Source organism: Nocardia sp. CA-145437 (genome assembly GCF_050956485.1).
Taxonomy (GTDB): Bacteria; Actinomycetota; Actinomycetes; order Mycobacteriales; family Mycobacteriaceae; genus Nocardia.
This window is the reverse complement of the sequence record NZ_CP191204.1, coordinates 541,148-558,838: the sequence shown is the minus strand read 5'-3', so window position 1 is coordinate 558,838 and position 17,691 is coordinate 541,148. Positions and strand designations below refer to the sequence as shown.

Annotated in this window: 17 protein-coding genes; 4 read left to right on the top strand and 13 right to left on the bottom strand. The window is 68.6% G+C overall.

Going from position 1 to position 17,691, the window contains the following annotated elements:
- Positions 1-141: 141 nt before the first annotated feature.
- The 4 genes from ACQPYY_RS02615 to ACQPYY_RS02600 are packed head-to-tail and all read right to left on the bottom strand — an operon-like array spanning position 142 to position 3,631.
- Positions 142-1,221, bottom strand: coding sequence for an NAD(P)H-dependent flavin oxidoreductase (locus ACQPYY_RS02615; protein ID WP_213558286.1), 1,080 nt, complete (start codon positions 1,219-1,221; stop codon positions 142-144).
- Complete coding sequence (locus ACQPYY_RS02610; protein WP_379105990.1) at positions 1,218-1,976, bottom strand: CoA-transferase subunit beta; 759 nt, start codon at positions 1,974-1,976, stop codon at positions 1,218-1,220. The genes ACQPYY_RS02615 and ACQPYY_RS02610 overlap by 4 nt, the downstream gene beginning before the upstream one ends.
- A complete protein-coding gene (locus ACQPYY_RS02605) occupies positions 1,976-2,851 on the bottom strand; it encodes a CoA transferase subunit A (protein ID WP_379106253.1) in 876 nt (291 codons plus the stop codon). The genes ACQPYY_RS02610 and ACQPYY_RS02605 overlap by 1 nt, the downstream gene beginning before the upstream one ends.
- 15 nt (positions 2,852-2,866) lie before the next feature.
- Complete coding sequence (locus tag ACQPYY_RS02600) at positions 2,867-3,631, bottom strand: enoyl-CoA hydratase family protein (protein ID WP_379105993.1); 765 nt, start codon at positions 3,629-3,631, stop codon at positions 2,867-2,869.
- A 50-nt stretch (positions 3,632-3,681) separates the two neighbouring features.
- Here ACQPYY_RS02600 and ACQPYY_RS02595 point away from each other — a divergent pair, with 50 nt between their 5' ends.
- Positions 3,682-4,476, top strand: coding sequence for an SDR family oxidoreductase (locus ACQPYY_RS02595; protein WP_433592644.1), 795 nt, complete (start codon positions 3,682-3,684; stop codon positions 4,474-4,476).
- 30 nt (positions 4,477-4,506) lie between these two features.
- A complete protein-coding gene (locus tag ACQPYY_RS02590) occupies positions 4,507-5,421 on the top strand; it encodes an SDR family oxidoreductase (protein WP_379105997.1) in 915 nt (304 codons plus the stop codon).
- Positions 5,422-5,493: 72 nt separating this feature from the next.
- Here ACQPYY_RS02590 and ACQPYY_RS02585 read toward each other — a convergent pair whose 3' ends face one another.
- Positions 5,494-6,330 (bottom strand): SDR family NAD(P)-dependent oxidoreductase, encoded by an 837-nt coding sequence (locus ACQPYY_RS02585; protein ID WP_433592643.1) that lies wholly within the window; start codon positions 6,328-6,330, stop codon positions 5,494-5,496.
- A 36-nt stretch (positions 6,331-6,366) separates the two neighbouring features.
- On the opposite strand from ACQPYY_RS02585, the gene ACQPYY_RS02580 reads away from it, so the two are divergent.
- Positions 6,367-7,230 carry a metallophosphoesterase family protein gene (locus ACQPYY_RS02580; RefSeq protein WP_433592642.1) on the top strand — a complete coding sequence of 288 codons (864 nt, stop codon included), beginning with the start codon at positions 6,367-6,369 and terminating at the stop codon, positions 7,228-7,230.
- On the opposite strand, the gene ACQPYY_RS02575 is transcribed toward ACQPYY_RS02580, so the two are convergent.
- The 8 genes from ACQPYY_RS02575 to ACQPYY_RS02540 form a co-directional block, all read right to left on the bottom strand.
- A complete protein-coding gene (locus ACQPYY_RS02575) occupies positions 7,219-8,598 on the bottom strand; it encodes a uracil-xanthine permease family protein (RefSeq protein WP_433592641.1) in 1,380 nt (459 codons plus the stop codon). The two genes, ACQPYY_RS02580 and ACQPYY_RS02575, sit on opposite strands and share 12 nt — an antisense overlap.
- Positions 8,599-8,773: 175 nt before the next feature.
- Positions 8,774-9,190 (bottom strand): hypothetical protein, encoded by a 417-nt coding sequence (locus ACQPYY_RS02570; RefSeq protein WP_433592640.1) that lies wholly within the window; start codon positions 9,188-9,190, stop codon positions 8,774-8,776.
- A gap of 64 nt (positions 9,191-9,254) precedes the next feature.
- Positions 9,255-11,090 (bottom strand): multicopper oxidase family protein, encoded by a 1,836-nt coding sequence (locus tag ACQPYY_RS02565; RefSeq protein WP_433592639.1) that lies wholly within the window; start codon positions 11,088-11,090, stop codon positions 9,255-9,257.
- A 131-nt stretch (positions 11,091-11,221) separates the two neighbouring features.
- Positions 11,222-12,373: an acetyl-CoA C-acetyltransferase gene (locus ACQPYY_RS02560; RefSeq protein ID WP_357089965.1), complete on the bottom strand. Its 1,152-nt coding sequence runs from the start codon at positions 12,371-12,373 to the stop codon at positions 11,222-11,224.
- Between the two features lie 49 nt (positions 12,374-12,422).
- Positions 12,423-13,031, bottom strand: a complete 609-nt coding sequence (locus ACQPYY_RS02555; RefSeq protein ID WP_379106011.1) for a TetR/AcrR family transcriptional regulator — start codon at positions 13,029-13,031, stop codon at positions 12,423-12,425.
- A 58-nt stretch (positions 13,032-13,089) separates the two neighbouring features.
- A complete protein-coding gene (locus tag ACQPYY_RS02550; RefSeq protein WP_379106013.1) occupies positions 13,090-13,794 on the bottom strand; it encodes a hypothetical protein in 705 nt (234 codons plus the stop codon).
- Positions 13,795-14,038: 244 nt separating this feature from the next.
- Positions 14,039-14,833: an SDR family oxidoreductase gene (locus ACQPYY_RS02545; RefSeq protein WP_433592638.1), complete on the bottom strand. Its 795-nt coding sequence runs from the start codon at positions 14,831-14,833 to the stop codon at positions 14,039-14,041.
- A complete protein-coding gene (locus ACQPYY_RS02540; protein ID WP_433594551.1) occupies positions 14,830-16,050 on the bottom strand; it encodes an acyl-CoA dehydrogenase family protein in 1,221 nt (406 codons plus the stop codon). Before ACQPYY_RS02540 ends, ACQPYY_RS02545 begins: the two co-directional genes overlap by 4 nt.
- Before the next feature lie 71 nt (positions 16,051-16,121).
- On the opposite strand from ACQPYY_RS02540, the gene ACQPYY_RS02535 reads away from it, so the two are divergent.
- Positions 16,122-17,672 carry a FadD3 family acyl-CoA ligase gene (locus ACQPYY_RS02535; RefSeq protein WP_379106018.1) on the top strand — a complete coding sequence of 517 codons (1,551 nt, stop codon included), beginning with the start codon at positions 16,122-16,124 and terminating at the stop codon, positions 17,670-17,672.
- Positions 17,673-17,691: the final 19 nt, after the last annotated feature.

Sequence of the window (17,691 nt, the reverse complement as noted above, 5' to 3'; positions counted from 1 at the left end):
CCCCTAACGCGCGAAGCCGCCCCCGGGCGAGAGGTTCCGGGAGCGGCTCGGTGCGCCGGACATGCGGCGCGCGATGGATCCGATGGTGTGCGGATCCGGAGTGCGCGGCCGGGCTGTGGTGGCCGCGCACGTGCGGGGGCGTCAGGCCGAGGTGGTGACGCGATACTGGTTGAGGCTGTCGATGCGCTCGATGGCCTCGGTGATGATGTGCTCCATCAGGTCCTGCACGGTCGGCAGATCCTCGATGATGCCCGCGACCTGACCAGAGGCGAGCACACCGGCTTCGGTGTTGCCCTCCACCAGACCGGCCTTCAGGTACATGGCGGTGTTCGCGCCCATGATGACCTGCGACCAGGTGAGGTCCTTGTGCTTGCGGGTGTTGAGGCCCTCCTTGGCCAGCGTCGTCCACTTCATGCCGGTCATCGACTTGAACTTGGCGGCGTTGACCAGCGCGGCGTACAGGCCACGGATGTTGCCCGAGTGCTCGAGCTTCTCGACCAGCTCGGTCTTGAGCACGCGGTGCGGCATGCCGTCGACCTTGAGCGAGACCACGGTGTCCTGCAGCCCGCGCTTGAGGTACTCCTGCTTCACCGAATCCGGCACGCTGGAGTCCTGGGTCAGCAGGAAACGGGTGCCCATGGCGACACCGGCCGCGCCGTAGGACAGCGCGGCGGCCAGGCCGCGGCCGTCGAAGAAGCCGCCACCGGCGACCACCGGGATGTCGACGGCGTCCAGGACGGACGGCAGCAGCAGGGTGGTCGCGACGGAACCGGTGTGGCCACCGCCCTCGCCGCCCTGCACGATCACCGCGTCCGCACCCCAGGAGGCGACCTTCACCGCGTGCTTCGCCGCGCCGATGGACGGCATCACGACGACGCCGTTGTCCTTCAGCTTCGCGATCAGCTCCTTCTTGGGAGCCAGCGCGAACGAGGCCACCTTCACGCCGTCGCGGATCATCATGTCGATGCGGTCCGGGGCGTCCGACAGGTCGGCGCGGATGTTCACGCCGAAGGGCTTGTCGGTCTTGGCCTTGGTCTTGGCGATGGCCACCTCGAGCTCGTCGAGGTCCATGGTCGCCGAGGCCAGGATGCCGAGGCCGCCCGCGTTGGCGGTGGCCGCGACCAGACCGGGTCCGGCGACCCAGCCCATGCCGGTCTGCACGACCGGGTGCTCGATGCCGACCAGTTCGGTCAGCGGCGTCTTCAAACGCTGGGCGGTCATGCCGTCACTTCCTTCTCGCGGAAACCCTTCGGGTCCAGCACGGTCCGGATGATGGTGAGCTCTTCCTCGGTCGGCAGCCGGGTCTCGCCCGCCTCGGCCAGACCCGCGACCTCGAAGGAAGTGTTCTCCGCGACCTCGTCCGCGGTCACACCGGGGTGCAGCGACAGCGCGCGCAGGGTGTGGTCCGGGCCGCCGAAGTCGAACACGCCCAGGTTCGAGACCACCCGGTGCAGGTGGTGGAATCGGTAGGCCGGGTTCTCGGGATCGATCTTGTCGTAGCCGATGCCGGAGACGATGTCGACCTGGTCCACGAACACCCGCTTGTTGTGCTTGGGCACGAAGTAGCTGGTGGCGTGGTTGATGGTGTTGCCCGGCGCGCCGCGCACACCGAACATCTGGCGGGTCGGCTGCTGCAACGGGCCGAAGGCCGAGAGGTTCTGGTTGCCGAAGCGGTCGATCTGGTTCGCGCCCATAACCACATGGCGGCGACCGGACTGCACCACGTCGAACACCTTGGAGAACGGGAACCAGCCCTCGAGCGGAGCCTGGCCGCCGATCGGCGGGACCTCGGCGAACAGCCGCGCCTCACCGTCGGAGAGCACCAGGTCGGGCTCGAAGGTGAGCCGCGCCAGCCGCGCGCCGATGGTGGTGACGGTGGACATCGGGGAGGCCACGATCTCGCCCGCGCCCCGGAAGATCTCGGCGGACGCGACGACACAGACCTCGGCCCGCGTGATGGTGGTGGTGTCGCTCATTACTTCTGCTCCTCGGCGAAAGCCTTGACGGCATCCTGGTATTCGGCCTCGGACACGTCCAGGTAGCGGGCCTTGAACTCGGCCCACGACTCGGGGGTCTTGGCGGCCTCGACATAGTGGCGCTGGAACTTCTCGTCGCGGCCGTAGCTGCCGGAGAAGGTGAAGTGCGCGCCGCCGGGAGCCTCGACCACACCGTCGACCATCAGGCGGTTGAGGATGAGCGACTGGAGCGGAACGGCTTTCACCAGTTCGTCGGTCTCGACCAGACGATCGACCGAGAGGTAGCGCTTCTCGGCGGCGAGGGCGTACAGGTCGTCCATGTACGGATCGATGCCGGTGTAGGCGGCATTGCCGTGCTTGTCACCCAGGTCCAGGTGCATGAACGCGGCGTCGAGGTTCAGCGCGGGCATGGCGATGAGGGTCTCGGTCTTGCCGTCGGTCTCGTAAGGCGACTGAACAGTCTTCAGCTCGCCCTCCCAGAAATCGACCACGGCCGAACCCAATCCGGCGCGGATCGGCAGGAACGGCAGGCGGGCACCGGCGGCCTGGAGACCGCACTTGACCATGCCCTCGTCCATCTCGCGCACGGTGATCGCGCCCTCGGTGCGGGCCTTGGCGAACCACGGGTCGTAGAACGGCGCGGAGTCCAGGGACACGAAGCCGTAGTACGCCTTCTTCACCTTGCCCGCCGAGCACAGCAGGCCCAGGTCCGGGCCGCCGTAGGTGACGACGGTCAGATCCTTGATGTCCGAACGCAGGATGGCGCGCACGAACGCCATCGGCTTGCGCCGGGAACCCCAGCCGCCGATGCCGATGGTCATGCCGCTGCGGAGCTCACCGACGACCTCGTCGAGGCTCATTCGCTTGTCGCGCATAGTCATTCGCCCCTTCTACTTTGCTTTTTTCTGAGCGGCCAGGTCGTCGTCGAAGCGCGCCCGGATCTCGTCGGCCACACCGGCGAGGTTCAGCTCCATGGTGAAGCCCTGCTCGAAGCGGTAGGAGCGGTGCACGTCCTGCACGTCGATGCCGTTGAGCGCCTTCTTGGCGGCGCGGATCACGCGGCCGTCCTTGTTGGCGATGTTCTTGGCGACCTCCATGGCGGCGGCGTCCAGTTCGGCGCGCGGCACCACCTTGAAGACCGAGCCGTAGTGGTGCAGCTGCTGCGCGGTCAGGGTGCCCGCGGTGTAGAACATGGTCCGCATCAGGTGCTGGGGGACCAGTCGGGCCAGGTGGGTGGCCGCACCGAGCGCGCCGCGGTCGACCTCGGGGAGGCCGAAGGTCGCGTCGTCGGAGGCGACGATGACGTCGGAGTTGCCGACCAGGCCGATGCCGCCGCCCAGGCAGAAGCCGTTCACGGCGGTGACGACCGGGACCTCACAGTCGTAGATCGCGGCGAACGCGGCGAAGCAGCCGTGGTTCGCGCGGATCAGGGCGGTGTGGCCGGTGTCGGCGTTCATCTCCTTGATGTCCACGCCGGCGTTGAAGCCGCGGCCCTCGGCGCGCAGCACCACGACCCGGGTCTCCGGGTTCTTACCGGCCTGGGTGACGGCGTCGGCCAGGGCGAACCAGCCGTCGGAAGGCAGAGCGTTGACCGGGGCGTAGTCGACAGTGACGACTTCGACGCCCTCGGTTTCGGTGTGACGGTTGATCCCCATCGCGAGTCCCATCGTTGGCAAAACAAGCAAGTGCTTGGTAGGTTAGCACGGTGGGAATCGAAGTAAACCTGTCCGGCTCGGTCGTCTTGGTCACCGGCGGCGTGCGCGGCGTCGGCGCCGGCATCAGCCGGGTGTTCCTGGACGCGGGCGCGACCGTGGTGGCCTGCGCGCGACGGCCCGGCGACACCCCCGTCGAGAGCAATGGCCGCACCATCGACTTCCTGCCGTGCGACGTGCGCGATACGGATTCGGTGCGCGGGCTCGTCGAGACGATCGTCGAGAAGTACGGGCGCCTGGACACCGTCGTGAACAATGCCGGCGGCGCGCCCTTCGCCCTGGCCGCCGACGCCAGCGCCAACTTCCACTCGAAGATCGTGCAGCTGAACCTGCTCGCGCCGCTACTGGTTTCGCAGATCGCCAACGAAGTCATGCAGAAGCAGGACACCGGCGGCTCGATCGTGATGATCTCCAGCGTCTCCGGGCACCGGCCCTCCCCCGGCACCGCGGCCTACGGCGCCGCCAAAGCCGGTGTGGACAGCCTGGTTTCGTCGCTCGCGGTGGAGTGGGCGCCCAAGGTCCGGCTGAACTCCGTCATCTGCGGCCTGGTCAACACCGAGTCCTCGCACCTGCACTACGGCGACGAGGACGGCATCGCCTCGGTCAGCGCCACGGTGCCCATGGGGCGCATGGCCACCCCCGAGGACATCGGCCGCACCGCCGCCTTCCTGGCCTCCCCGCTCGCGGCCTATGTCACCGGCAGCGCGCTGCTGGTGCACGGCGGCGGCGAGAAGCCCGCCTTCCTGGAAGCCTCCACCGCGGACGTCCCCGCCGTCTCGGGCCACTAGACCGACCGAACACACGAAGAGGTAATCGATATGACGGACAAGAAGATCTGCGACGGCCGCGTCGTCATCGTGACCGGTGCGGGTCAGGGCATCGGCCGCGCGCACGCGCTGGCTTTCGCCGCCGCCGGCGCCAAGGTCGTGGTGAACGACCTGGGTGCCGAGCTCGACGGCACACCCAAGCCGGACTCCGGTGCCGCGAAGGTGGTCGAGGAGATTCGTGCCGCGGGCGGCGAAGCCGTGGTGAACGGTGACGATGTCTCCGATTGGGAGGGTGCGCGTCGCCTGGTCGCCACCGCCATCGAGACCTTCGGTGGTCTGGACGTTCTGGTGAACAATGCCGGTATCGTCCGCGACCGGATGCTGGTCAACCTCGGCGAGGACGAGTGGGACGCGGTCATCAAGGTGCATCTCAAGGGCCACTTCGCCCCGATGCGTCACGCCGCCGAATACTGGCGCAACGAGTCCAAGGCGGGCCGTCAGCCCCAGGCGCGCGTCATCAACACCAGCTCGGGCGCGGGTCTGCTCGGTTCGGTCGGTCAGGGCAACTACTCCGCCGCCAAGGCCGGTATCGCGGGCCTGACCATTACCGCCGCTGCCGAAATGGGTCGCTACGGCATTACCGTGAACGCCATCGCCCCGGCCGCGCGCACCCGCATGACCGAGACCGTGTTCGCCGAGACCATGGCGGCCCCCGAGGACGGCGGCTTCGACGCCATGGCCCCGGAAAACGTCTCCCCCCTGGTGGTTTGGCTGGGTAGCGCCGAGTCCGCCGCCGTCACCGGACGTATGTTCGAGGTAGAGGCCGGCAAGGTCACCGTCATGGACGGCCACCGTCACGGCGTCTCCGTCGATCGCGGTGCCCGCTGGAACCCGGCCGACCTGGGCCCGGTCGTGAACGACCTGCTCGCCAAGGCCGTCGCCCCGGAGCCGGTCTACGGCGCGTAATACGCACCGCCCGAAGTGCTTCGACCGCCGGTACCCGTCTCGATGGGTACCGGCGGTTCGCTTTTCGGACTACTACTTCTTCTTGCTGATGCCCGCGACCAGGGCGAAGAGGGCGTCCAGCACCGGGGTGGGGGTCAGGGTGGTGGCGACCACCTGGACCTTTCCAGCGAGGCCGGGGATGTAGCGGGCGCTCGGTCGCTTCGCGGTGAGCGCCTTTTCGACCTCCTTGACCACCGACTCGACGGGGGCGGCGATCTTGGGGACCTGCTGGGACATCCGGCGCAGGCCCGCCAGGTGGGCGGCGTAGAGGGTGCGCTGGTCGTCGGTGAGGTGGGCGGTGGTGGAGTCGACCATATCCGTCGCGCCGAACCAGAGGTCGGTGGCGATCGGGCCGGGCTCGATCAGCGAGGTGCGGATTCCCCAGGGGCGCAGTTCCATTCGCAGGGCGTCGACCAGGCCCTCGAGCGCGAATTTGGACGCGTTGTAGGCACCGGTGCCGGGGGTGGAGATGCGGCCGGACAGCGAGGAGATGAAGACCACCCGGCCCCGGGTGGCGCGCAGGCGCGGGAGGACGGCCTGGGTGACGGCGACCGCGCCGAAGACATTGACCTCGAACTGGTTTCGGAGCTCCGCCTGGGTGAGCAGCTCCACGGGGCCGTCGACGACGACGCCCGCATTGTTGACCACGGCGGTGAGGTCGGCGGGCAGCACCGCGTCGAGGGCCGCGATCTGGTCGGGGTCGGTGACATCCAGGACGATCGGGGTGATGGCGGGATTCGCGGCGGTCAGGGCCTCGCCGTCGGAGAGCTTGCGGACGCCCGCGTAGACCTGCCAGCCGCGCTGCGCCATCCGCAGGCAGATGGCTTTTCCGATACCGCGGGCCGCTCCGGTGACCAACACAGAATTCATGTGGTCAGCCTAATTCCGTCATGCCACCATGTGGCGATGGGGAACGTCCTGATTGTCGGAGACCTGCACGGGAACACCGAGCACGCGCTGAAGCTGGTGCGGGTCGCGGCACACCGTGACTGCGCGAAGCTGTTCGCGGTCGGCGACTTCGGCGCCTGGGAACACACGCCCGCCGGGCGGCGGTACTTCGACGTGGTGAACAAGGCGGCCAAGAAAGCCGGGATCACCGTGTACTTCCTCGACGGCAACCACGACAAGACCTCGCTGCTGCACGAGCTCTACGACGAGCAGCGCGACGACGAGGGCTTCCTGATCTGCCGCAAGCACCTGCGGTACGCGCCCCGCGGACACCGCTGGACCTGGGAGGGCACCACCTTCGCCGCGTTCGGCGGGGCCCGCTCCACCGACAAGGGCCGCCGCCTGGCCTGGGAGGAGCGCAAGGCCGCCCAGCTCGACAAGCGCCGCCGCTACGGTTCCTCGAAACGCCCGGATACCGCGGGCACGCTGTGGTTTCCGGAGGAGGAGATGACCGACAACGAGCTGGCCGAGCTGCTCGCGGCCGACAGCTCGCCGGTGGACGTGCTGCTCACCCACGACAAACCCCGCGCCTCGCGACCGAAGTGGAACCGCAAGGACAAGCCCGAGTGCTATCCCAACCAGGACCGCATCCAGACCGTGGTGCGCACCCTGCGGCCGGACCTGCTCTTCCATGGCCACCTGCACGTCCGCTACACCGACACCATCGCCGCCGGTGACGGTGACTGGACCCGGGTGGAGGGCCTGGCCTGCGATCCGGACGCCTCGCAGTACCTGGAGTATTCGACCGACCACACCTGGTATGTCCTGCAACTCCCCTATGCCGGGGCGGACACGGCCGAACCCCGTTCGCTACCCGCCTGATTCGTCGTAGGAGGAGGTGCCCTCGTCCAGCAGCGGCTCCTCCCCCTTGAAATGCGCGGGCGCGAGCACGCGCAGGACGTGATAGCCGGTGATGACGACCAGTGTGCCCAGTGCGATCCCGCTCAGGGTGAAGGTGTCGGTGAACTTCATGCTCACATTGCCGATGCCGATGATCAGGCCCGCCGCGGCCGGGACCAGGTTCAGCGGGTTGCGCAGATCGACCCGGGCATTGGTCCAGATCTGCGCGCCGAGCAGGCCGATCATGCCGTAGAGGATGACGGTGATCCCGCCCAGCACGCCGCCGGGGATGGCCGCGACGATGGCCCCGAACTTGGGGCACAGGCCGAACAGCAGGGCGAAGAACGCGGCGGCCCAGTACGCGGCCGTGGAGTACACCCGGGTGGCGGCCATGACCCCGATGTTCTCGGAGTAGGTGGTGTTGGGCGGGCCGCCGACCGCGGTGGACAGCATGGAGGCCGCGCCGTCCGCGGCGATGGCGGTGCCGAGTTTGTCGTCGAGGTCGCGGCCGGTCATCTCGCCGACCGCCTTCACGTGGCCGGCGTTCTCGGCGACCAGCGCGATCACCACGGGCAGGGCCACCAGGACCGCCGACCACTGGAAGGCCGGGGCATGAAAACTGGGCAGTCCGATCCAATCCGCCTGGGCCACACCGGAAAGATCGAGCCGCCAGTGGTCGGTGACCTTGCCGCTGCCGTCGGCGGAGTGGATCCGCCCGAACACCCGGTCCAGCAGCCAGGACAGCCCGTACCCGAACACCAGGCCGAGGAAGATGGCGATGCGCGAGAAGAAGCCGCGCAGCGCCACCACCGCCAGCCCGGTGAACAGCATGACCAGCAGCGCGGTCCACTGGTCCTGCGGCCAGTAGGTCGTCGCGGTGACCGGGGCCAGGTTGAAGCCGATCAGCATGACCACCGCGCCGGTCACCACCGGCGGCATGGCGGCGTGGATGACCCGCGCGCCGAAGCGCTGCACGGCCAGGCCGATCAGGAACAGCGCGGCCCCGACCACCAGGCAGGCCCCGGTAACCGTGGCGCTACTGCCGCCCTGCGCCCGGATCACCGCGGCGACGCCGACGAACGACAGTGAGCAGCCCAGATAGCTGGGCACCCGGCCGCGAGTGGCCAGCAGGAACAGGGCGGTCGCAACGCCGGACATCATGATGGCGAGGTTGGGATCCAGACCCATCAGGACCGGCGCGACGAAGCTCGCGCCGAACATGGCCACCACATGCTGCGCGCCGAGGCCGAAGGTGCGCGGCCAGGACAGCCGCTCGTCGGGCCGCACCACGGCTCCCGGTGCGGGCGTGCGACCGTCGCCGTGCACCGTCCAGCGGACACCCAAATCCATGAACTGCCCGCTTTCTCCCGAAGGTCCGAAATGCGTCCGCGGCCATCATAATCCGAGCAAACTTCCAGTTCACAACCCCACGCGGCCGGGACCGATGCCGGGCACGTGGGCTTCAAGATCACCAATGCCCGGATTCACGGCCTGGACCCGCTCCGGAGACAATGCCCCGCAACCTTCACCGTCGCGGGTCCACGCCGTAGCGCCGCCCGATGTCGACGGGCAGCGCGTACGGATTCGGAGCCTCCGCCGAGCCGGATCCGGAAATATTCTGTGAGACACAGATATTCGACGGCTCCACGGCGGCGGGTAGCCATCGGCGCAGGGCCGCGGCCACGGCCGGATCGGCGGTGAACTCGCGGCGCAGTGCGGCGACCCGCTCCCGCGCTCGCGCGTACGCGCGCTCGTGAGCCCGCGTAACCGACTGTGCCATACCGGAATCCGGTAACACCAGGGTGGTGATCCGGCCGTCGAACGCCACCTCGACGCGCACGCCGCCCACCGCGGCGCGGGCGCGGACCCGCTCGACGGCGTCCTGGACGTGCCGGGCCAGGCGCGCCACCTCCTCGAACCGAGCATCCACCGAATTCGGCATGGGGAAAGCCTAGGAGGGATCGATGAGATGCCGTGCGGCATCGAGAACTTCGCGCACTCGGCCGTCAGGGCAGCACGCGAATCCGCTGCATCATGTCGTGATCGGCGTGATCGAGGTTGTGGCAGTGCCAGACATAGCCGCGCACCTCCTCGGCCTCCGCCATCCCGGCGGGCATGGTCATGTCCGCGTCCGCGTGCGGCGCCACCACCTCCGCGCCCGGCGGCCCCGGGATGACGGCATCCGGATCGAACCCGAGTTCCGCCACCGACGGCCACCGCACCAGTACCCGGGTGATGGTGTCGGTCGGACACTCGACGGTGTCCTTCCAGCCGACTTCCCAAGGCGGCGGGCCTTGTTCGGGCCCCAGGGCGAAGGCGTCGGCCGACGGCGCCCAGCGGGTGCCGAACCTGGGCGGGTAGTTGGCGGCGATGTAGGCGGAGGTCAGGATGGGCTGGCGGCCGATCACCCGCAGCCGGGCCAGGTGCAGGTGGATGGGGTGGTCGAAGGGCGTGGTGTTGACGATGTCCCACCGCTCGGTGGTCCCGGCCCGCGCCAGATCGATGTCCGAGCTCAGGAAGGCCAGGTTGTTCAGCGCCATCATGGTCGAGAAGGACACCGGCCGGGAATCGTCGTTGAGGCCCATCAGGGTCACCGTGCGCACCGAGTCCGGCCGGTGGATCGGTTCGAGCGGATCGGGGAGACCCGGACCGCCGCGCAGCATCGGCGGGATATCGGCGGCCGGCCCGTCGCCCGCGCCCGTGAAACGCATGATCGACCGCAACTCGGGGGCCATGAACACGGTATTGCCGAAATCGTTGAGGGCGGTGTTGATCAGGTCGACGTGCTCCCCGTCCCGAATCCCCCGGAAGTCGACGAGCAGGTCCACCCGCTCCCCCGGGCTCACCCGCACCCCCGGCGCGGTCACCGGCGCGTCGAGCAGCCCCAGGTCACCGCCGATGACGAAGAACGGCTGGGCATTGGAGAACTCGAAGATGTAGGGCCGTGAATTGGATCCATTGAGCAGCCGAAACCGGTAGACGGTGCGGCGGACCTCCAGCCGCGGCCACGCCGAGCCGTTCACGCAGCACACGTCGCCGAGCTGCCCGGATTGGTTGTAGCCCTGCGGAATATAGGTGGCCACCATGGGTTGCAGGCTGCCGTCGGCATTGAAGGTTCGGTCCTGCACGATGAGCGGGATCTCGAATTCACCGCTGGGCAGGCCGAGCGGATTGCCGTCACGGCCGGTGTCGAATTCGTCGCGCAGGTAATACATTCCGGCCAGTCCGGCCTGGATGTTCAATCTGGTGATCCCCATCGCGTGGTCGTGATACCAGAGGGTGGCCGCCTCCTGCCGATTGCCGTAGGTGAAGGCCGGCCCGCCGCCATTGCGCCAGCCGATCATCGGATGTCCGTCGGCGCCAGGAGAATTCGCGCCACCATGCAGATGCACGGTGAAGCGCGGATCGGTGCGATCCGCCTCCGTCACGCCGTGCATGGTGGTGTCCACGTGCGCAGCCAGCACGTGCTCGCCCAGCCGATTATGAAACCTGATGCGCGCCAAGCGATCCCTTGCGGCCTCCAGGTTCGGGCCGAGCACCGGCCGCCCGAAGCCCCAGCTGCGGGTTTCGGGGAGGTCGCGGTGGTAGCGGTGGGTCCCCGATATCGCGTCCAATTCTCCTGCCGCCGCGCGTGTTTCGATGATGGGCAGCTCGTCGACGAAAGGCCGCAACGGCGGCGAGTGATAGTTGAACGGCGTCACCGGGGGCGCCGGAAGAGCCGGCAGCGGCACCGGCGGTGGCGGCAGGGGCGACGGTTCGGCCGCGGCCGAGGCCAGGTAGCCCATGCCCGCGATTCCGAAGGCCCCCAAGAGGAACCCCCGTCGCGGCAGGTTCTCGTTCATCCAGCTCAACCCCTGGACAATGCCCGACTGTCAACGGGTCCGCCTTCGACGATAACCGACGGGCCGGGCACGCAATGCCGAAAGCCGCACACCGTAATCCGGTGTGCGGCTTTCGAAACGGTGCGGCGGGACTAGCCCAGGCGCTCGATGATGGTGACGTTGGCGGTGCCGCCGCCCTCACAGATGGTGAGCAGACCGTAGCGGCCGTTCACCCGCTCCAGCTCGTTGAGCAGGGTGGAGAACAGCTTGGCGCCGGTCGCGCCCAGCGGGTGGCCCAGCGCGATGGCGCCACCGTTGACGTTCACCTTGTCCGGGTCGGCGCCGGTCTCCTTGATCCAGGCCAGGACGACCGAGGCGAAGGCCTCGTTGATCTCGATGACGTCCATGTCGTGGATGGTGAGGCCGGTCTTCTCCAGGGCCCACTGGGTGGCCGGGATCGGCGCGGTGAGCATGAAGATCGGGTCCGCGCCGCGGGCGCTCACGTGGTGGATGCGGGCGCGCGGGGTCAGGCCGTACTCCTGCACCGCCCACTCCGAGGCGAGCAGGGTGGCGCTGGAGCCGTCGGAGATCTGGCTGGCCAGCGCGGCGGTGATGCGGCTGCCCTCGGCGAGCGGCTGCAGGCCGGCCATCTTCTCCAGGGTGGTCTCGCGCGGGCACTCGTCGATCGAGAACTCGCCGACCGGGATGATCTCGCGGTCGAACTTGCCGTCCACGATGGCCTTGCGGGCGCGGTCGTGGCTGCGCAGCGCCCACTCCTCCATCTCCTGGCGGGAGATGTCCCACTTCTCGGCGATCATGGTGGCCGAATTGAACTGCGACACTTCACCGGTGCCGTAGCGGTGGTCCCAGCCCTGCGCGCCGACGAACGGCGAGTCGAAGCCGTACTGCTGGCCGGCCAGCATGGCCGCGGAGATCGGGATGGCGCTCATGTTCTGCACGCCGCCCGCCACGATCACCTCGGCGGTGCCGGACATGATGGCCTGCGCGCCGAAGGTGATGGCCTGCTGCGAGGAACCGCACTGGCGGTCCACGGTCACACCCGGCACCGACTCGGGGTAACCGGCGGCCAGCCACGAGGAGCGGGCGATATTGCCGGCCTGCGGGCCGATGGTGTCGCAGCAGCCGAACACCACGTCGTCCACGGCGGCCGGGTCCAGGTTGTGGCGCTCGAGCAGGCCCTTGATGGCGGCGGCGCCCAGGTCGGCCGGGTGCACGGCGGACAGCGAGCCGCCCCGCTTGCCGACCGGGGTGCGCACGGCGTCGATCACGTACGCCTCACGCATCGGCGAGTACTGGCGGCGGGACGGTGCTGACATGAAAACTCCTACTGCTCTAGGCGCGCTGGTCGGGGCTGGTGAGCCCGTCGAGAACGATGGTCAGGTACTGCTTGGCGAGGTTGTCCACGGTGATCCGGCCGCCGGGCTGGTACCAGCGCACCGACACCCAGACGGTGTCGCGCAGGAACCGGTAGGCCAGCTCGATGTCCATCTCCGGACGGAAGCTGCCGTCGGCGACGCCCTCGGTCAGCACCTGGTGCCAGAGCTCGCGGAACTCCTTGTTGTATTCGGCGATGTAGTCGAATCGCGGAGTGCCACTGAGGCGTTTGGCTTCGGCCTGGTAGATGGCGACGGCGGCGTGGAACCGGTCGAAGGATTCGTAGGACGCGGTGACCAGGGCCTCGAGGGTGTCGCGCGCGGGCACGCCGGCCGACACGATCTCGCGGTAGCGTCCGAAGAGGTCGTCGAGGAACCCGCGCAGGATTTCGTCCACCATGGCTTCTTTGGAATCGAAGTGGTGGTACAGACTCCCGGATAGAATCCCCGCCGCGTCGGCAATGTCGCGCACCGTGGTAGCACGCAGGCCACGCTCCGCGAATAGGTTCGCGGCGAGGCCGAGCAGCTCGGTGCGACGTGCCGATTTGGAGGGGTCTGGTTGGGTCACCCCGTCAATATACAACCAAGCATTTGCTTGGTCCAGGTGTGCTCCCGGTAAGCGCTCCTCAGCGCATCGAGAAGCGTAGGGGTGAGGACACCGACAGGTCGGCCAGCAGACGGTCGCAGATGACAATGGGCGAGATCCCCGCCCGGGCCATGCGCGCCACCAGAGCCAATCGGCGCTCGGGGCTGTCCCATTCGACGGTCAGCGGATCGCGGCCCGGGCCGGCGTCCACGGTGGCCATGACGCGCGGTGGGGCGCCTCCCCGCGCAGGTTCCTCGATCAGCTTCAGCACCATGCCGCGCTGCCACGCGCGGTAGGTCTCCATATCCGCGCCGACCACCAATTTGTCGGTGGCGGCACACAATCCCTGCGCGATCCCGTCGGCGAAGGCCACATGGTCGTAGCGCAGACGGCGGCAGGTCCGGACCACCTCGAGCAGGTCGGCCCGCACCTCGCACAGCAGGGCTGTTCGTTTTCGGCGGCGTTGTTCGGCTTCGGTGTCCAGATGCCCGGCGGCGCGGGACAGACCGAGGCGGCGGGCGCGATCGCGGTCGCGAATCATGTCCTGCCGCAACGCGGCACGCGGATCGCGCGTCACGTCGGATTCGTCCACGGCGTGTTGTTCGAGGATCTGCGCCGCGCGCATGGCGGTGGCGCACTCCGAGTCGTGGTCGAGTAATTCCGCACCCAAAGTCAGTGCGGCCAGAACGACATTGTCGAGCCTGCGGCGCGCCAGGACGACCTCGCGCACCAGCTCGAGTTCCATTTCCTCGTGGGCTCGTTCTGGAGGTGCTTGTTGTCGGCGATCCGGACCCATGGGTCGTGCCCTTCGACTAGCGGTACCGGCCTAAACCAGGATTGCACAACGACAGGGTCGGCGCGCCAGCGATTTTCTTTTGCCCTCCGCTGCGCTCCGGGCGGGTTCGCGGCGGTTCTTCTCCCTATATGCAGAAAAGTCCGGCCCCGCCCATTCATGGGCGGGGCCGGACTTTGCGGAATTGCGTTCGAAATCAGGCGCGCTGGCTCGAAATGGAGACGACCTCACCGGTCAGGTAGGTGGTGTAGTCGCTGGCGAGCATGGCGATGGTGGCGGCCACCTCCCACGGCTCGGCGGCGCGGCCGAAGGCCTCACCGGCGGCCAGGCGGTCGAGCAGGTCGCCCGAGGTGACCTTGTCCAGGAAGGCGTGGCGCGCGATGGACGGGGCCACCGCGTTGATGCGCACGCCGTACTCGGCGGCCTCGACGGCCGAGCAGCGGGTCAGCGCCATCACGCCCGCCTTGGCGGCGGCGTAGTGGGCCTGGCCGTGCTGGGCGCGCCAGCCCAGCACCGAGGCGTTGTTCACGACGACGCCGCCGTGGCCCGCCTCGCGGAAGTACTTCAGCACCGCGCGGGTGGCGCGGAAGGTGCCGTTGAGGGTGATGTCGAGGACCTTGTCCCACTGCTCGTCGGTCATGTCGACGACCGGGACCTCGCCGCCCAGACCGGCGTTGTTGACCATGACGTCGATGCGGCCGAACGCGGCCACGGCGCCGGCGATCAGGGCGTCGACCTGCTCGGTGGAGCTGACGTCGCACGGCACCGAAGCGACTCGGCGATCCGGGAACTCGGCCTGCAGGGCCTCCTCGGTCTCCTTCAGGCGACGCTCGTGCCAGTCGGAGACGACCACGTCCGCGCCCTCGGAGAGCAGGCGGCGCGCGGTGGCCGAACCGATGCCGGTGCCCGCGGCGGCGGTCACGACCGCGATCTTGCCCGCGAGCAGGTTGTGGCCGGGGGTGATTTCGGGAGCGTTGGACAGGTCGGTCACGGTCGAGCCTCTCGGGGAAGTCCGAGCACGCGCTCGGAGATGATATTGCGCTGCACTTCGTTCGAACCGCCGTAGATGGTGTCCGCGCGAGTGAAGAGGAACATGCGCTGCCAAGCGTTCAGGTCATCGCCCTCGCCGTCGGCGATCAGGCCGGGCGCGCCGAGCACGTCCATGGCCAGCTCGCCGAGGTCGCGGTGCCAGTTGGCCCACAGCAGCTTGGTGACCGACGCCTGACCGGCCGCGGTGCGCGCGTCCACCGACGCGCCGTCGTGGCCGGACTCGAGGGTGCGCAGCACGTGGGCGCGCAGCACCCGCAGACCGACCCACGCCTTGTCCAGGCGATCGGCGATGACCGGGTTGTCGATGGCCCCGTTCTCCTTGGCCACGGTCTCCAGATCGGCAAGCTCCCGCGCGTAGCGGATCTGCTGGCCTACCGTGGAGATGCCGCGCTCGAAGGTGAGCGTGCCCATGGCGACCTTCCAGCCGTCGCCGGGCTGCCCGACCACCAGATCGGCGGCGGTGCGGGCGTTCTCGAAGAAGACCTCGTTGAATTCCGCGGTCCCGGTGAGCTGGATGATCGGCCGCACCTCGACGCCCGGCTGCTTCATGGGCACGAGCAGATAGGACAGGCCGTGATGGCGGGTCGAGCCCTTCTCGGTGCGGGCGACCACGAAGCACCAGTCCGACAGATGCGCCAGCGAGGTCCAGACCTTCTGACCGTTGATGACCCACTCGTCGCCCTCGAGCTGGGCGGAGGTGGTGACGGCGGCCAGGTCGGAGCCGGCGCCCGGCTCCGAGTAGCCCTGGCACCACAGTTCGGTGACATTGCGGATGCCGGGCAGGAAGCGCTGCTTCTGCTCCTCGGTGCCGAAGGCCAGAACGGTCGGGCCGAGCAGTTCCTCACCCAGATGCGAGACCCGGGCCGGGGCGTCGGCCTTGGCGTATTCCTCATGGAAGATGACCTGCTGGCGCAGGGTGGCGTCGCGGCCGCCCCATTCCTTGGGCCAGCCCAGGCAGGTCAGCCCGGCGGCGGCCAGGGCGCGGTCCCATTCGAGCCGCTCCTCGAAAGCCTCGTGCTCGCGCCCGGGACCACCCAGACCGCGCAGCTCGCGGAACTGGCCGTTCAGGTTCTCGGCCAGCCATTCCCGCACCTCGGTACGGAATTCGGCATCCTCGCGGGGCTCAGTCCCGCTGGCCGGTTCGGGGGTCTGGATCATGCTCACGTCGGTAGAGTAACCTACCAAGCACTTGCTTTGTTAGACCCATTCCCGGACAGCGAGGAAGCTCAGTGACATCTCCTCCGCAGACCACACCGCTCGCTCTGCACGCGGCGGCGCACGCCTACGGTGACGCGCCCGCCGTGGCCGACGGTGCCGTGCGACTGAGCTGGTCGCAACTGCTGGACTCGGTCCGTGAGACCGCCCGTGCGCTCATGGCCCGCGGCATCGAACGCGGCGATCGCATCGGCATCTGGGCGCCCAATACCCACCACTGGGTGACCGCGGTGCTGGCCACCCACTACGTGGGCGCGACCATCGTGCCGCTGAACACGCGGTACGTGGCCGACGAGGCGGCGGACACGCTGTCGCGGGTGCACGCCAAGGCGCTGTTCATCGCCGGCGATTTCCTCGGCCGCGACCGGCTGGCCGAATTGCGGGCGCACGCACCGGAACTGGGCATCGAGACCATCGTCGTGATTCCGGTCGAGGGCGAGGCGCCGGTGGAGAACGCCATCGCCTGGTCCGATCTGGGCAAGGTGGCCGAGACCGTGAGCCTCGACGAGGTCGTCGCGCGCGCGGAATCGGTATCGCCGGACGATCTTTCCGACATCCTGTTCACCTCGGGCACCACCGGCCGCAGCAAGGGCGTGCTCATCGCGCACCACCAGCTGCTGTCCAGCGCCCGGGCCTGGGCCGACTGCGCCACCCTGAACAGCGACGACCGCTACCTGGTGGTGCCGCCGTTCTTCCACAGCTTCGGCTACAAGGCGGGCATCATCGCCTGCCTGGCCACCGGCGCGACCATCGTGCCGCAGGCCGTGTTCGACGTGCCCGAGACCATGCGCTTGATCGCCGCCGAGCGCATTACCGTGCTCACCGGCCCGCCGACCATTCACCAGACCATCCTCGATCACCCCCAGCGGGATGCGGCGGATCTGTCCAGCCTGCGCGTCGCGGTCACCGGTGCGGCGACCGTGCCGGTCGTGCTCATCGAAAGACTGCGCTCGGAGCTGACTTTCGACGTGGTGCTGACCGCCTACGGCCAGACCGAGTCCGGCGGCTTCGGCACCATGTGCCGCCCCGAGGACTCCAGCGAGACCATCGCCAACACCTGCGGCCGACCCATCGACGGCTTCGAGATGAAGCTGGCCGACAACGGCGAACTGCTGCTGCGCAGCGACCAGGTGATGCGCGGCTACCTCGACGACCCGCAGGCCACCGCCGCCACCATCGACCCGGACGGCTGGCTGCACACCGGCGATGTCGCGGTGATCGACGAGCGCGGATACATGAAGGTCACCGACCGGCTCAAGGACATGTACATCTCCGGCGGCTTCAATGTGTATCCCGCCGAGGTGGAGCAGGCCATGGCCCGCATCGAGGGCGTCGCCGAGACCGCGGTCATCGGCGTGCCCGACGAGCGCATGGGCGAGGTCGGCAAGGTGTACGTGGTGCGCCGGGCGGGCTCGGAGCTCACCGCCGAGGACGTGATCGCGAAGGCCAAGACCATGCTGGCCAACTTCAAGGTGCCGCGGTTCGTGGAATTCCGCGACGCGCTGCCGTACAACGCCGCAGGCAAGGTGCTGAAGCGCAACCTACGTGATGAGGAGACCGCGTGATCGAGTCCAGCCCGGAGGC